This window comes from Curtobacterium sp. MCLR17_045, from assembly GCF_003234405.1.
GTDB lineage: Bacteria > Actinomycetota > Actinomycetes > Actinomycetales > Microbacteriaceae > Curtobacterium > Curtobacterium flaccumfaciens.
This window is the reverse complement of record NZ_QKTB01000035.1, coordinates 17878-31374: the sequence shown is the minus strand read 5'-3', so window position 1 is coordinate 31374 and position 13497 is coordinate 17878. Positions and strand designations below refer to the sequence as shown.

The 13497-nt window shown below is 71.5% G+C and carries 14 protein-coding genes; 8 read left to right on the top strand and 6 right to left on the bottom strand.

From position 1 onward, the window contains the following. Positions 1 to 288 precede the first annotated feature (288 nt). The 6 genes from DEJ05_RS16030 to DEJ05_RS18205 all read left to right on the top strand — a co-directional run bounded on the left by DEJ05_RS16030 (position 289) and on the right by DEJ05_RS18205 (position 5396). Positions 289 to 2745, top strand: a complete 2457-nt coding sequence (locus DEJ05_RS16030; protein WP_111111042.1) for a phosphoketolase — start codon at positions 289 to 291, stop codon at positions 2743 to 2745. Between the two features lie 93 nt (positions 2746 to 2838). Next, positions 2839 to 3168 carry a hypothetical protein gene (locus DEJ05_RS16025; protein ID WP_111111040.1) on the top strand — a complete coding sequence of 110 codons (330 nt, stop codon included), beginning with the start codon at positions 2839 to 2841 and terminating at the stop codon, positions 3166 to 3168. Then, the gene (locus DEJ05_RS16020; RefSeq protein WP_111047860.1) at positions 3149 to 3364 is read left to right on the top strand and encodes a hypothetical protein; all 216 of its coding nucleotides are present in this window, start codon (positions 3149 to 3151) and stop codon (positions 3362 to 3364) included. Before DEJ05_RS16025 ends, DEJ05_RS16020 begins: the two co-directional genes overlap by 20 nt. A 33-nt stretch (positions 3365 to 3397) precedes the next feature. Then, positions 3398 to 4081: a fumarylacetoacetate hydrolase family protein gene (locus DEJ05_RS16015; RefSeq protein WP_111111038.1), complete on the top strand. Its 684-nt coding sequence runs from the start codon at positions 3398 to 3400 to the stop codon at positions 4079 to 4081. A 153-nt stretch (positions 4082 to 4234) separates the two neighbouring features. After that, a complete protein-coding gene (locus tag DEJ05_RS16010) occupies positions 4235 to 5209 on the top strand; it encodes a sugar phosphate isomerase/epimerase (RefSeq protein WP_146248751.1) in 975 nt (324 codons plus the stop codon). Between the two features lie 10 nt (positions 5210 to 5219). Further along, a complete protein-coding gene (locus DEJ05_RS18205; protein ID WP_181440750.1) occupies positions 5220 to 5396 on the top strand; it encodes a hypothetical protein in 177 nt (58 codons plus the stop codon). Between the two features lie 298 nt (positions 5397 to 5694). On the opposite strand, the gene DEJ05_RS18200 is transcribed toward DEJ05_RS18205, so the two are convergent. The 3 genes from DEJ05_RS18200 to DEJ05_RS16000 all read right to left on the bottom strand — a co-directional run bounded on the left by DEJ05_RS18200 (position 5695) and on the right by DEJ05_RS16000 (position 9430). Beyond that, complete coding sequence (locus DEJ05_RS18200) at positions 5695 to 5850, bottom strand: hypothetical protein (RefSeq protein ID WP_164941141.1); 156 nt, start codon at positions 5848 to 5850, stop codon at positions 5695 to 5697. A gap of 158 nt (positions 5851 to 6008) precedes the next feature. After that, on the bottom strand, positions 6009 to 8543 hold the full coding sequence (locus tag DEJ05_RS16005; RefSeq protein WP_111111036.1) for an ATP-dependent DNA ligase: 2535 nt from the start codon (positions 8541 to 8543) through the stop codon (positions 6009 to 6011). Continuing rightward, positions 8540 to 9430, bottom strand: a complete 891-nt coding sequence (locus tag DEJ05_RS16000; RefSeq protein ID WP_111028613.1) for an SDR family oxidoreductase — start codon at positions 9428 to 9430, stop codon at positions 8540 to 8542. Before DEJ05_RS16000 ends, DEJ05_RS16005 begins: the two co-directional genes overlap by 4 nt. 135 nt (positions 9431 to 9565) lie before the next feature. Between DEJ05_RS16000 and DEJ05_RS15995 the strand changes: the two genes are divergently transcribed. Further along, entirely contained in the window at positions 9566 to 10591 is a 1026-nt protein-coding gene (locus tag DEJ05_RS15995) for a Ku protein (RefSeq protein ID WP_111028614.1), read from the top strand. A gap of 4 nt (positions 10592 to 10595) precedes the next feature. Here DEJ05_RS15995 and DEJ05_RS15990 read toward each other — a convergent pair whose 3' ends face one another. Further along, positions 10596 to 11405, bottom strand: coding sequence for a cupin domain-containing protein (locus DEJ05_RS15990; RefSeq protein WP_111111034.1), 810 nt, complete (start codon positions 11403 to 11405; stop codon positions 10596 to 10598). Between the two features lie 142 nt (positions 11406 to 11547). Between DEJ05_RS15990 and DEJ05_RS15985 the strand changes: the two genes are divergently transcribed. Then, positions 11548 to 12159, top strand: a complete 612-nt coding sequence (locus DEJ05_RS15985; protein ID WP_111028615.1) for an antibiotic biosynthesis monooxygenase — start codon at positions 11548 to 11550, stop codon at positions 12157 to 12159. On the opposite strand, the gene DEJ05_RS15980 is transcribed toward DEJ05_RS15985, so the two are convergent. Beyond that, positions 12077 to 12790: a TetR/AcrR family transcriptional regulator gene (locus DEJ05_RS15980; protein ID WP_181433186.1), complete on the bottom strand. Its 714-nt coding sequence runs from the start codon at positions 12788 to 12790 to the stop codon at positions 12077 to 12079. The genes DEJ05_RS15985 and DEJ05_RS15980 overlap by 83 nt on opposite strands. Continuing rightward, on the bottom strand, positions 12787 to 13497 hold the full coding sequence (locus DEJ05_RS15975) for a DUF998 domain-containing protein (protein WP_111028617.1): 711 nt from the start codon (positions 13495 to 13497) through the stop codon (positions 12787 to 12789). The genes DEJ05_RS15980 and DEJ05_RS15975 overlap by 4 nt, the downstream gene beginning before the upstream one ends.

The window sequence follows — 13497 nt, the reverse complement described above, 5'->3', positions numbered from 1 at the left end:
GGCCTGGGCGGAGGAGATCCCGAACGCGGCACCGCCGAGGACGAGGGCGCCGGTCGTGGCGAGGGTGATGGAGGTCTTGAGGCTCTTACGCATCGTGATCAGTCCTTTGCTCTGGAGGCGCTCCGGCCGGTGGCCGAATGTGCACTGTGCACACACTGAGTACCGGCCAACTGTGACCGGAGAGCGCCCTGGGCTTTTGCCCTGTGCAAGTCATTCGGCGCCCCCGCCCGAACGGTTTGGGACGAGTTTCCTGAGGTGCCGCAACCCGGTGTTTCGTACCGTGTACCCATGGCTCCAGCACACATCTCCACCACCGACCGGCTCCGGGCGGTCGACGCCTGGTGGCGCGCCGCGAACTACCTGACGGTCGGGCAGATCTACCTGCTGGACAACCCGCTGCTCAGCCGGCCGATCGAACCCGACGACGTCAAGCCGCGGCTGCTCGGCCACTGGGGCACCTCCCCCGCGCTGAACCTCGTGTACGCGCACTGCAACGCGCTGATCACGGAGACCGGTCGCGAGTTCCTGTACATCTGCGGCCCGGGGCACGGCGGTCCGGCGATGAACGCGAACGCCTGGCTGGACGGCACGTGGAACGAGCTGTACCAGGACGTCGACCTGCAGCGGTTCTTCCGCCAGTTCTCGTTCCCCGGCGGCATCCCCTCGCACGCCGCCCCGGAGACCCCCGGCTCCATCAACGAGGGCGGTGAACTCGGCTACTCGCTGTCGCACGCCTACGGTGCGGCGCTCGACAACCCGGACCTCGTCGTCGCGTGCGTGGTCGGTGACGGTGAGGCCGAGACCGGTCCGCTCGCCGGTTCGTGGCAGGCGCACACGTTCCTCGACCCGGTCTCCGACGGCGCCGTGCTGCCGATCCTCAACCTCAACGGCTGGAAGATCGCGAACCCGACCGTCCTGGCCCGCATCCCCGACGAGGACCTCACCGCGTACTTCCGCGGGCTCGGCTACGACCCGATCGTGGTCGACTCCCGCCGCGTCGACGACGACCCGTACGCGGTGCACGCCCTGTTCGACGGCGCCCTGCGACGTGCCCTCGCCGGCATCGACGACATCCAGGCCGCTGCCCGCGCCCAGGCCGCCCGCGCCGCCGCGGGGCAGCCCGCCGGTGCCGCGGACCTGCGTCCGCGCTGGCCGATGATCGTGCTGCGCACCCCGAAGGGCTGGACCGGCCCGAAGGAGGTCGACGGCGAACAGGTCGAGGGGACCTTCCGCGCGCACCAGGTGCCGCTGCCCGCGGTGCGCGAGGACGACGGCCACCGTGCGCAGCTCGAGGAGTGGATGCGCTCGTACCGCCCCGAGGAGCTCTTCGACGAGGACGGCCACCCGGTCGGCATCATGACCACGATCCGTCCGACCGGTGACGAGCGGATGAGTGCCACTCCGCACGGCAACGGCGGACGGCTGCGGACCGCGCTCGACCGGCCGCCGCTCGAGCCGTACGCGGTCGAGGCCGGTTCCACGGCATCCGCCACGGGCACGCTCGGCCCCTGGCTCGCCGCACTCATCGAGAAGAACGCCTCGACCTTCCGGCTGTTCGGTCCGGACGAGACGATCTCGAACAAGCTCGACGCCGTCTTCGACGTGACCTCGCGCGTCTGGCGGGCCCAGCGCGCCGCAGGCGACGAGCACCTCGCCGCACGCGGACGGGTCACCGAGGTCCTGTCCGAGCACCTGCTGGAGGGGATGCTCGAGGGGTACGTGCTGTCCGGTCGGCACGGGATGCTCAACACCTACGAGGCATTCGCCCACATCATCGACTCGATGGTCGGGCAGTACGCCAAGTGGCTGGAGTCCTCGACCGACATCGACTGGCGGGTGCCGGTGTCCAACCTGTCGCTCCTGCTCTCGTCGCACGTCTGGCGACAGGACCACAACGGGTTCTCCCACCAGGACCCCGGGTTCCTCGACGTCGTCGCGTCGAAGCAGCAGGACCTCGTCCGGATCAAGCTGCCGGCCGACGCCAACACGTTGCTCGCCGTCGCCGCGCACGCGATGGAGACCACGGACCGCATCGAGGTGATCGTCGCGGGCAAGCACCCGGAGCCGGTCTTCCTGTCCCTCGACGACGCGGTCGCGCACGCGCAGGCCGGACTCGGCGTGTGGGACTTCGCCGGCACGGAGCAGGCCGTCGGGAAGGTCGACGTCGTGCTCGCCTGCGCCGGTGACGTCCCCACGGTCGAGGCGATCGCCGCCACCGACATCATCCGGAAGCACGCTCCCGGCGTCGGGGTCCGTGTGCTCAACGTCGTCGACCTGCTCGCGCTCGGCGACCCGCGCAAGCACGAGCACCCGATCCCGGACGAGCAGTACGACGCGCTCTTCCTGCCCGGCACGCCCACGGTCTTCGCGTTCCACGGGTACCCGACGCTCGTGCACCAGCTGACGTACCGCCGGAACGGGCACGACGACCTGCACGTGCACGGGTTCCTCGAGCAGGGCACGACGACCTCACCGTTCGACATGCTCATGCGCAACGAGATGGACCGCTTCGCCCTGGCCCACGACGCCCTGACGCGGGTGGACGCCGAGGCGCACGCCGACCTGCTCACGAAGCTGTCCGAGGCGCGTGACGCCGCGCGGACGTTCGCCTACACGAAGGGCGAGGACCACCCCTCCCTCGCGGGCTGGGAGTTCGCGGGCTGGCCGCAGGACGAGCCCGCCAGCAGCGGGACCGGCGGCGACCCGGGTGCGGGCGAGACCGAGGCGGCCGCGCCCGGGAACTGACGCACTCCTCCACAGGCCTGGAGGCCCGGATCGCCCTCCACAGGACCGGTCACGCCCGCCGCGTGGCCGGTTCCGTGCTGTCAGGGTTCCGGCATGGACATCGGCTGGATCAGCGCGCTCGTGTCGGTCACGAGCGCGACCGTCGCGCTGGGTGCGCTCGTCGCCTCGGTGCTCGACGGGCGCGCAGGACGGCGAAATGCAGAGTTCTCGGCGCACCGCGACCTGTGGTGGCAGCGTTGGTCGTGGGTCGCCGACCGGGCGACCTCGGACGACGAAGGACAGCGCGCGGCCGCCGGTGTGATGTCGGCTGCGCTGGTGACCCGCAGTTGGACGACCGCGGACGACCGCTGGGTCGGCCAGGCACTCGACGACCTGACCACAGCGACGATCGAAGGAGCGAACGATGATCTCGAAGCTGAGTGACAAGGACTTCAAGCGCTGGCTCGACGGACGTGAACTGACGACGCCCGCACTGCTGGCGGACCCGCACTACGGGCCCATGATGCGGGCGAAGGGCGCCGAGGAAGAGCTCCGTCAGGCGCGCATCGAATGGCGCGAACGCCAGGAGCGCGCACGGGCGCGGAAGCTCAAGTACGAGGCGTCCTTCGGTGAGAGCTGAACCGATGCCCTGCGAGCCTGCCACGCTGGGACAGTGACCGAACTCGTCATCCCGGCCCCGAGCCTCCCGACCGTGCCCACGACGACGGGCGCCCGTTTCCCCGTCCGCCGTGTGTTCTGCGTCGGACGGAACTACGCCGCGCACGCCCGCGAGATGGGCCACGACCCGGACCGCGAGCCGCCGTTCTTCTTCACCAAGCCGGCAGACGCGGTCGTGGTCGACGGGGCCGACACCCCGTACCCGCCGCTGACGCAGCAACTGGAGCACGAGGTCGAGCTCGTCGTCGCGATCGGCACCGGCGGCACGGACATCGCCGTCGCCGACGCCCTCGCACACGTGTGTGGCTACGCCGTCGGGATCGACCTCACCCGTCGCGACCTGCAGGCCGAGGCGAAACGACTCGGGCGGCCGTGGGACACGGCCAAGGGCTTCGACGCCTCGGCACCGATCGGGGCGATCACCCCGGCGGCCGAGGTCGACCCGACCAGCGGCGCGATCGAGCTGACGGTGGACGGGGAACTCCGGCAGTCGGGCGACCTGACCGACCAGATCTGGTCGGTCGCCGAGACGATCGCGGCGCTGTCACGGTCCGTGGCGCTCGCGCCCGGCGACCTCGTGATGACCGGCACTCCGGACGGTGTCGGCGTGCTCGAACGCGGCGCCGTGCTCGTCGGCACGATCGCCGGCGTCGGCGAGGTCCGGACCCGGATCGTCTGAAGCACGTGTCGGCGATGTGTCGACGGGCTGGGAGCGTTCGCAGGCAGCACGGGTAAGTCTTGGGCATCGTCGCGGGTGGGGCCCGCGGCGGACACGGGGCGGCGCATCGCGACGGGGCGACGCGGACACCTCGGGACTGCCGGAGGTACCACCGTGCTGGAACACGACCTGCTCGCCACGTCCTGGACGTGGGCGGGCGACGAGAGCATCCGCGACCGCGTGCACGCCGTCGGCGCCGCCGGGTTCGCCGGCCTGTCGCTGTCCCTCGACGACCTGCACGAGGTCCGCGCGACGACGGGCTTCGCCGAACTGCGCCGCATGCTCGACGCCGCCGGCATCGTCTGGGTCCAGCTCGGACCACTCGACCGGTGGTGGACGTGCACGAGCCGCACCCAGGACGAGGACGCCGACCGCGGGGTCGTGCTCGAGGCCGCGGCGACGCTGAGCGCCTGGCAGGTGGTGGCGCGCGCCGACACCTCGTTGCCCGGAGCCTCCCCCGCGACGATGGCCGACGACTGGGTCGTGCTCGCCGACCAGGCCGAAGCGGTCGGAGCGCAGCTCGTGCTCGAACCGGAACCGTGGTCGAACCTGCCCACGATCGAACGGGCCTCCCGCTTCGTCGCCGCTGCCGGGCACCCCAACGGCGGCCTGCTCATCGACGCCATGCACGCGCTCCGCGGCGGCTCCACGCTCGCGTCGATCCGGCAGGGCGTCGCACCGGGGGTCCTCGCAGCCGTCGAGCTGAGCGACGGACTGCTGCACACCCCGAGCGGGATGACCCTCGCCGAGGAGTCCCGGACGGCACGGTACCTGCCCGGTGCCGGGGCGTGGGACCTGCCCGGCTTCGTCCGGACCGTGCGCGAACTCGGGTTCGACGAGCCGTGGGGCGTCGAGGTCCGGACCCCCGCGCACCGGGCGATGCCCGTCCGCGATGCGCTCCGGACGGCCGTGGCCGCCACCCGTGCGGTGCTCGACGCCGCCGACGCGTTCGGCTCACCGGCCGCCCCGGCGATGCCCTCGACGCCCGCACCGACGTCCGCGGTGGACTTCGAGCCACCGCACACCGGCCGGCACGACCCGACGCACGGAGCCCGCCGTCGGGACGCCGACACAGGGACGCCCGCGTAGGTTGCTGGGCATGACTGATCAGGCAGCACACGACGACGACCTGCTCCGCCGTTCCCAGGCGTCCATCGACGAGGCCAAGGCCGCCGCGGCCGAGGTGGTCGAGCCGGAAGAGGACGAGCTCATCGAGGAAGACGCACCAGTGGCCGACCACGCGGTGCCCTCCGACGGCCCTGCACCCGCGGCCTGACCCCGTCCTGATCCGACAGGATCCCCCCCCCCCCCCCGGACAGACGAGATCGCCGGGCGACCATCGAGGTCGCCCGGCGATTCTTCTTGCCGCTCGTGTGACGATCCGGTCATTCGGCACGTCTCACCAGTGGACCCACCGGTCGCGCTTCGGCGAGCCCGGTGCGGGGCCTCGTGGTCGGTCTCCCTGAACCGGCCGGTCACGTGCCCCGGCGACGGTCCGTGCGCTCCCTGATCCAGCGTGCGGGCCGTCGGGTCTGTCCCGCCCGCCGGGCGGTCAGCCGCTCAGACCGCCCCGGTCAGTCGTCGTCCTCGTCGGCCAGGAAGTCCGCGTACCGGACCTCGGTCTCCGTGGCGCCGCTGCCCGGTTCGACGGTCCGCTGCGACAGGTCGTCCCCCGTGATCGCGACGCGTTCTGCGGCCGTGTAGGGCGGCAGGTACTTGCTCGAGTTCATCTTCGAAGCCCCCTTCGTCCCGGCGAACGTAACAGCCGATGGCCGATCGTGGCCAGCGGTGCCGACACTGTCCCCCGCGCAGACTCGGTACGGGGGACGGATGTTCGCCAGCGGCGGACCCCATGCGCACGCATGTGGAGCCGAGGCCGGAGCGCGGGTCAGGTCTCCCGCACGACGTCGTCCGGGTCCTTGTCCACGCGCCACCCACGCCACGACGGCTGCCGGAGCCGTCCGTCGCCGGTCCACTCGGCGAACTCGACCTCGCCGACGCGCTTCGGCGTGACCCAGTGCGCATCCCGAGCGTCAGGTCGTGGGACGTCGACGAACGGCGGGGTCTTCCGTTCCAGCGGTGCGAGGACCCCGGCGATCTCGTCGAGGTCACGGTCACGGAACCCGGTGCCGACCTTGCCGACGTACTCCAGCCCGTCGGGGCCGGGCACCCCGAGCAACAGCGACCCGATCCCGCCGGCACGCCGACCGCTGCCCGGTTTCCAACCGCCGACGACGACTTCCTGCGTGGCGTGGTGCTTGAGCTTCAGCCAGGCCTCGGACCGCCGACCCTCGGCGTACTTCGACGACCGCTTCTTCGCGACCACGCCCTCGAGTCCCTGCTCGCGCGATGCCGCAAGCACCGCGTCGAGGTCGCCCTGCACCGCCGGCGGCACGTCGATCGCACCGCCGGGGTCCACGACCGTCTCGAGTGCCTGCCGCCGGGCGTCGTAGCCGAGCCGCGTGAGCTCGTGCCCGTCCGCCTCGAGCACGTCGAACAGCAGGAACCGCACGGGCGTCGTCTCCTGCGCGCTCCGGACCTCGCGCGCCTTCGTCAGGCCCATGCGGTTCTGGAGCAGCTGGAACGATGGTCGGCCACGATCGTCGACGGCCACGATCTCACCGTCGAACACGCCGTCCACACCGGCCCGCTCGCCCAGTTCCTGCAGCTCGGGGTACTGGGCCGTCAGGTCGTTGTCGTTGCGGCTGCGCAGGGTCACGGATCCGTCGCGGACCGTCGCCAGCGCGCGCACGCCGTCCCACTTCATCTCGAAGGCCCAGTCGGCCGGGTCCAGCCGGGGCTCCCCCTTGGCCAGGGTCGCCTGCATCGTCCGGCGCTCCGACGGCGGGGTCTCGGCGTCCGCGGTCCCGCTGATCCGTCGCTGCCCGGCGCGGTGCGCATCGCTGTGCCCGTCCGACGGCCGCTCCGACCGTCGCGCCGCCGCCGGCACGGCAGAGCCGCTGCCGTCCGCCAGCCGTTCGGGTTGTTCCTTCGTGCGGTGGATGAGCCAGTTCTTCTCGTCCCCGCCGCCACGGCCGCGGGTGTGGAGCAGCGCGAGACGGCGAGCGCCGCCGGCCCGACCGTGCAGGGTGACGATGACCTCCTGCCCCTCGCGCCACTTCTCGAGCTCGTAGGTGCCGTCGTCCCAGATCGTGACCGTGCCGCCGCCGTACTCGTCCTTCGGGATCGTGCCCTCGAACGACCCGTACTCGAGCGGGTGGTCCTCGGTCTGCACGGCCAGGTGGTTCTTGCCCGGGTCGGTCGGCTCGCCCTTCGGCAGGGCCCAGCTCACCAGCACCCCGTCGTGCTCGAGCCGGAAGTCGTAGTGGTCGCGGGTGGCGTGGTGCTCCTGGATGACGAAGGTCGGTGTGCCGTCCTTCCGCACGGTGGGCGCTCCCTCGGGCACGGGCTCCGGCGTCTTCGAGGCGTCCCGCTTCGCCCGGTAGGCGGCGAGCCGGTCACGTGCGGGCTGCTCGGCGTCGTTCGCGCGCTCGGTCCGGTCGCTGTCCCAGTGACCGTGGTCGTCGCGCCCGACGGCCAGCGAGGCGGAGGCGACCGGGTGCAGGAAGTCCCCACGGGCCTCCAGGCGTTCGAGGACCTCGTCCAACGTGAGCTGCGCGAGCCCGCGTTCCTCGAGTTCCTTCCAGGTGCGGGGCGCCGCGACCGTCGGCCGCTCACGGCCGCGCAGCGAGTACGGGGCGATGGTCGTCTTGTTGCCGTTGTTCTGCGACCAGTCGACGAAGACCTTGCCCTTCCGCTCGGCACGGCTCATCGACGACAGCACCAGGTCCGGCAGGTCCGTCTCGAGGGCCTTGGCCAACTCGTGGGCGACGTCGGAGACCTGCGCGGTCGTCGCCTTGCCGTCGAGCGCCGCGTACAGGTGGATGCCCTTGGAACCGGACGTCACCGGGTACGGGTCGAGCCCCATGCCGTGCAGGATCTCGCGCGCGGCCACGGCGACCTCGACGCACTCGGGCAGCCCCACGCCCTCGCCCGGGTCGAGGTCGAGGACGAGCCGGTCCGGGTTCTGCTGCGCGCCGCGGGGGCCGAACCGCCACTGCGGGACGTGCAGTTCGAGCGCGGCCTGCTGCGCCATCCACACCAGGGTCGGCAGGTCGTCGACGATCGGGTACTCGTTGTCGTGTTCCGAGTGGTGGATGGTGTGGTGCCGCACCCAGTCGGGGGCCGAGTCGGGCAGGTTCTTCTCGAAGAAGACCTTGCCCTCGACACCGTTGGCCCAGCGCTTCCGGGTCACCGGGCGGTCCTTGACGTGCGGGATCATCCACGGCGCGACCCGCTCGTAGTACTCGATCACCCGACCCTTGGTGGTGCCGGTCTCGGGGTAGAGCACCTTGTCGGTGTTCGTGAGCGCGAGCCGACGGTCCCCGACCAGGACGACGGTCTTGCGCGAGGCGGGACTCACAACGCCACCCCGGTCGCTCCCGCCACCGTCAGGGTCGTGCCGGACGTGTACGACGACTCGGGCCCGGCCAGGTAGACGTAGGCGCTGCCGAGCTCGACGGGCTGGGCGGGACGACCGAACGGGGTGTCCTGGCCGTACGCCGCGATCTCGTCGCCCGGGTAGCTGATCGGCTGCAGGGGCGTCCACACCGGCCCGGGCACCACCGTGTTGGCCCGGATACCCTTGGTCGCGAGCTGCCGCGCGAGCCCGTTCGTGTAGGTGATGATCGCGGCCTTCGTCGCGGCGTAGTCGATCATGCGGTCCTGCGGCTGGTACGCGGACACCGAGCTGGTCGTGACGATCGAGCTGCCCGGCGCCATGTGCGGGACGGCAGCGCGGACGAGCCAGAACAGCGAGTACAGGTTGACCTTCATCGTGCGGTCGAAGTCCTCGGTGCTCTGCACGGTGACGTCCTCGTGCACCTGCTGGTGGCCCGCGACCAGCACGAGCGCGTCCAGGCCGCCGAGCTCGCTGACGGCGTCCTGCACCAGGACGTCGCAGAATGCCTCGTCCGTCAGGTCGCCGGGCAACAGCACGGCCTTGCGCCCGAGGTCACCGATGACGTCGCGGACCTGTTCGAGGTCCTCGCGCTCCTCGGGCAGGGCGTTCAGGGCCACGTCGGCCCCTTCCTTCGCCATCGCGATCGCCGCAGCGCGCCCGATGCCGGAGTCCGCGCCCGTGACGAGCACCCGGTACCCGCGCATCCGCCCGGTGCCCAGGTAGCTCGTCTCGCCGTGGTCGGGGGCGGGGTCCATCGCACTCGCCAGCCCGGACCCCTGCTGGGTCTGCGCGGGGAACGGCGGACGGGGGAACTGGTCGCGCGGGTCCTGCTTGTCGAGCTGGCTCATGGGCCCATCGTGCTCGCGCCGGCCTCGCGGCGGTCCAGCGAACCGGACATCCGTGGAACGATCCCCCGGACGACGGACCTGTGGAGGAACCGTCGGCTCCGGGCACGCACGCGTGCGGGCGGGCATCATGTGCGCATGAGGTCGATCTGGAAGGGCTCCATCGCGTTCGGGCTCGTCAACGTGCCCATCAAGGTCTACGCGGCCACCGAGACGCACGACGTGTCCCTGCACCAGGTCCACGACGACGACAAGGGCCGCATCCGGTACAAGCGGGTGTGCGAGTTCGGCCACGAGGTCGAGTACGCCGACATCCAGCGCGCCTACGACGACGGCGACAAGACCGTGGTGCTCACCGCGGACGACTTCAAGCAGCTTCCCGAGGAGCAGTCGCACGAGGTCGAGGTGCTCGAGTTCGTGCCCGTCGAGCAGGTCGACCCGATGATGTTCGAGAAGACCTACTACCTGGAGCCCGACTCGCGCTCGCCGAAGGCGTACGTGCTGCTGCGCGAGACCCTGGCGAAGACCGACCGTCTGGCGATCGTGCAGTTCACCCTGCGGCAGAAGACGCGGCTCGGGGTGCTCCGGGTGCACGACGAGGTCATCCTGCTGCAGGGGCTGCTCTGGGGCGACGAGGTCCGCGCTGCCGACTTCAAGACCCTCGACACGACGGTGAAGGTCAGCGCCAACGAGCTGAAGATGTCGTCCTCGCTCGTCGAGAGCATGTCCACCGACTTCGACCCCGACCGCTACACCGACTCCTACCAGGAGGAACTGCAGCAGCTGATCGACGCCAAGCTCGAGGCGGGCGACGACATCGACACCGAGAAGACCTTCGGCGCGCAGGACGACGAGGACGACGACGACGAGGGCGGTGACGTGCTCGACCTGATGGCCGCCCTGCGTGCGTCCGTCGACAAGAAGCGGACAGGAGGCTCGGGGTCGCGTTCGTCGTCGACGTCACGGTCGTCGTCCGGTTCCGGCTCGGGCACGTCCGGCTCCGGCACGTCCGGCTCCGGCAGGAAGGCGCCGGCGAAGAAGGCGCCCGCCAAGAAGGCCGCGGAGAGCACGACGGAGAAGGCCACCGCGAAGTCGGCGCCGAAGAAGGCACCGGCGAAGAAGGCCCCGGCCAAGAAGCCCGCCGCCAAGAAGCAGGCGAGCTGACGGCTCAGGCCGCGGTCGACCCGCCGCCCGCCAGGCGCTCGAGCGTGGTGAACACCTCGGCGTGCTGCTGGCGGAGCGCTGCCCACCCGGCGCCGGTGTCGATCGACTCCGGGTCCTCGACGGGCACCGCGTACCCGTACTGCGCCCGCGGGACCGGGTCACCCGGCAACCGGAGTTCCTGGGTGAACGCGCCGCTCGCGGCCTCGAAGGTCAGGGTGTGCGATGCGATGTTCCGGCCCCAGTCCGCGGACGGCCACGACATGAACGCGACGTGCCGCATCCCCTCGGCGGGATCGGTCGCCGAGACGTAGCAGCCGTGGTGGTCCTCACCCGGGGACAGGATCGTGTACGTGCCGTTGTCCCGGTAGACGAGCAGGGCCTCGGCGAAGGGCTTCGGCGCGTACATCGCGGTGTAGCGCAGGGCGTGGACGAACTGCGGCCGCCCCAGCGGAACCGTCACGAGCGCGCTGCGGACCGGCCCCTCGCTGGCTGGTGGCTCGCCCGGGGTCGACGCCGCTGCACCTGCCGGCAGGTGGGCGACGTAGAGCAGCTCGGCGTCCTCCGTGCCGGTGCTGCGGCCGTCGTGCACGATGCGCGGCTCCTCGACCAGGGCCTGCCCCGGCCCGACGACCCGAGTGGCCTCTTCGGTGACGTGCGTCAGCGCCCCGCGCACCACGAGACCCGTCTGGCGTGCGTCGTGCTGGTGCCAGCCGGTCGACGCACCAACCGGGAGCGTCAGCCGCCGCACCTCGTACGTGCCGCCGTCGGGCCCGTCGACGGTGGCGATGAGGGTGGTGGTGGGCTCGGGGTGCATCTGGGTCCTCTCGGTGGTGCGTTCGCCAGATGATCGTCTTGCACCCGCCTGGGACGGTGGTCGAAGGACGACGCGGATCCGTTCAGCCGGCGCGCGAGGCACGTGTCACGAGCCGGAAACACGGGTCCGCGACACTGGTCGGATGACTCCACAAGAGCCTGGGAGCCTGCAGTCGTCATCCGAGACCGCAGGCCCGCCCGTCACCGTCTCCGTCACCCGCCTGGTCGAACCCGATCGCATCCCCGAGGTCACCCGCTGGGTGCAGTCCGGGGTGAACCTGGCGAACCGCTACCCCGGCTTCCTCGGCTCGGGGTGGGTGCGTTCCACCGCGCAGTCCCGCGAGTGGCACATGCTCTACCGGTTCGCCGACCACGACTCCCTGGCGACGTGGGAGAACTCCGACGACCGGCTGCGCTGGCTCGACCTGGGCCGTGACCTGGTGGTGGAGTCCCGCGTCGAGAAGCGCACTGGCATCGAGGGGTGGTTCGACGTCCCGCAGGACGCCCCGGCCTCGAGCGCTCCCCCGCGGTGGAAGCAGTCCGTGAGCATCTGGCTCGGCTTCTTCCCGGTCAACCTCGCGTTCACGTACCTGATGGCCTGGCTCGTCCCCGCGTTCGCGCACGTCGCGATCCTGCCCCGGGTGCTCATCACGACCGTCGTGCTCACGCCGATCATGACGTTCTGGGTGCTGCCGTTCGTGACGAAGCTGATCCGTCCGTGGCTGCTCGCTCCGCCGAGGTCCGAGCGGGCCTAGCCGACGACCCCGAGCGGGCCTGGCCGACGGCCCCGAGCGGCACGGGCCCGTCGTGGCCGAGGGCGTCCCATCCGATCTGCAGCACGTGCGGCCGGGCCTCCGCCGCGGAAGCCTCGGTCTCGTACGTCAGCGCGAGCATCACGATCGCACCGAACGCCCCGGAGACCCGTGCCCGCCGGTCGAGCGGGGTGGCCGTGGCGTCCGCCATGTCGATGCCGAACACGTCGAGGAGCGTCGCTGCGACCGGTTCGAGCCGGACGCCGACGTCGTCCCCGCGTCGCAGGGTGAACGCCGCGAGCGCGAGTTCAGCCCACCCCGGCCGGACGAGAGCGAGGTCGGCGATGCCTGCGAGCGCCGCGGCGTCGCGGGTCTCCCCCACGGGGGCGGCGGTGGCAGCTGCCCGGATCGCCTCGGTCTGCGCGGTGCACTGCGCGAGCGCGGCTTCGACGAGCAGCTCCTTGCTCGTGAACCGGGCGAGGATGCCCGCCTTCGAGTAGCCGGCCTGGTCGGCGACGGCCTGCACGGCGGTGTCCTTGATGCCGCGTCGGGCGATGAGTCCGGCGGTGATGTCCAGGACGCCCCCGTTGATCTCCTCGGCGGAGGGCCGAGCACGGCGCGCAGGGCGGGTCACGCGCCGACCGCCGAAGCCCGCGCCGTCCGCAGGCGCCGCGACCCTGCGACCAGCAGGGCGATCCCGGTCAGGAGCTCCCACGCGACGATCGTGTACACGGACGCACGCTCCCACACGCCGTCGGGGAGCACCTCGATCACCGTCGACGACGAGTCCACGACGAGCATCACGAGGGAGACGAGGCCGACGATCCCGAGCACGACGCTCGCGATCCGGTAGGCCGCCGGTGCCCGCAGCGCCCCGGACCCGATGCCGGCGGTGATGGCCACGAGGTTGCCGGTCGTGATCGCTGCCGCGGCGCCGAGCACGTGGAACACGATGGTGCCGCCGTCGGTGCTCGTCTGGCTGCCGTGGAACGAGCCGACCAGGACCATCCCGACCAGGTGGACCACGGCGAGGACCGCGGTCGCCACCCGGGCACGGCGGGACGCGGCGCGGAACACCACGGCGGCGAGCACCGCTGCGATCCCGAACAGGACGCCCTGTCCGATGAACGTCGTGTTCATGAGCACGTGCAGCGGTGAGTCGATCGACCGCCCCTGGAACGTGCCGACGCCGGGGACCCCGAGGTCGGAGATGTAGTTCGTCGCGTAGCTGTAGCCGGGGAACGCCGACGCCGAGACGGCTTCGCCGACGAGCCATCCGACTCCCGCGACCGTCCAGAGTGCGCCGGGGACGAGCACGCGAGGAGTGTCCGATCTGGTCAT

Bases quoted from the DNA above. Each gene is read 5' to 3' on its own strand.
- DEJ05_RS16030 (WP_111111042.1), top strand. From the start codon at position 289: ATGGCTCCAGCACACATCTCCACCACCGACCGGCTCCGGGCGGTCGAC.
- DEJ05_RS16025 (WP_111111040.1), top strand. From the start codon at position 2,839: ATGGACATCGGCTGGATCAGCGCGCTCGTGTCGGTCACGAGCGCGACC.
- DEJ05_RS16020 (WP_111047860.1), top strand. From the start codon at position 3,149: ATGATCTCGAAGCTGAGTGACAAGGACTTCAAGCGCTGGCTCGACGGA.
- DEJ05_RS18205 (WP_181440750.1), top strand. From the start codon at position 5,220: ATGACTGATCAGGCAGCACACGACGACGACCTGCTCCGCCGTTCCCAG.
- DEJ05_RS18200 (WP_164941141.1), bottom strand. From the start codon at position 5,850: ATGAACTCGAGCAAGTACCTGCCGCCCTACACGGCCGCAGAACGCGTC.
- DEJ05_RS16000 (WP_111028613.1), bottom strand. From the start codon at position 9,430: ATGAGCCAGCTCGACAAGCAGGACCCGCGCGACCAGTTCCCCCGTCCG.
- DEJ05_RS15995 (WP_111028614.1), top strand. From the start codon at position 9,566: ATGAGGTCGATCTGGAAGGGCTCCATCGCGTTCGGGCTCGTCAACGTG.
- DEJ05_RS15990 (WP_111111034.1), bottom strand. From the start codon at position 11,405: ATGCACCCCGAGCCCACCACCACCCTCATCGCCACCGTCGACGGGCCC.
- DEJ05_RS15985 (WP_111028615.1), top strand. From the start codon at position 11,548: ATGACTCCACAAGAGCCTGGGAGCCTGCAGTCGTCATCCGAGACCGCA.
- DEJ05_RS15975 (WP_111028617.1), bottom strand. From the start codon at position 13,497: ATGACCAGATCGGACACTCCTCGCGTGCTCGTCCCCGGCGCACTCTGG.